Below are 537 nucleotides of genomic sequence, written 5' to 3' on the forward strand. Positions count from 1 at the left end.
CGCTTGAAGTATCGGCAGACGATTTTTCAGAACGCTTAGTGTTCAAAATTAATTAACGAAAATTGTTCAAAAGGTCTTGACGGTTACACTAGCTGTGGCTCATAAGATGACAACGGAGTTGCGACGGCAGCATTTGGAATGATTAATGCCATACTAAGGGTGATCAACGAAATTACTTTTTTTACATTCATACACCAAAAACCTCCATTTATTGGTATTTTAAAAACTATATTATATAATATAGGTGAAAATAAAATTTGGAGGTTGGATTTATGAAAAAAAAAAGATAGTTATACCAGGATTAGTATTAAGTTTTTTATTTTCATCAATAGCATATTCGTCTGATTCTATTCAGGCTCTTTTATTCCCTGTATCTTTATCTATTAATGGAGAACGTGTTGAAAATTTGTATAAACCGATTTTAAATTACAATGGCGATGCTTATTTACCATTACGTTTTATTGTAGAAAAGACAAATGGTAAAGTAGGGCTTGCTGAATAATCAAAAAATCCTTATGTCACAAGGGTTTAGAGGCA

Annotated in this window: 1 protein-coding gene; it reads left to right on the forward strand. The window is 31.7% G+C overall.

Features of this window, described 5'->3' with window-relative positions; genetic code table 11:
- The first annotated feature begins 244 nt into the window (after window positions 1–244).
- Window positions 245–502 (forward strand): hypothetical protein, encoded by a 258-nt coding sequence (locus NR121_RS25065; protein WP_256832148.1) that lies wholly within the window; start codon window positions 245–247, stop codon window positions 500–502.
- The last annotated feature ends 35 nt before the right edge of the window (window positions 503–537 follow it).

The sequence above is a fragment of the Paenibacillus sp. Pae15 genome (genome assembly GCF_024519685.1).
Taxonomy (GTDB): Bacteria; Bacillota; Bacilli; order Paenibacillales; family NBRC-103111; genus Paenibacillus_G; species Paenibacillus_G naphthalenovorans.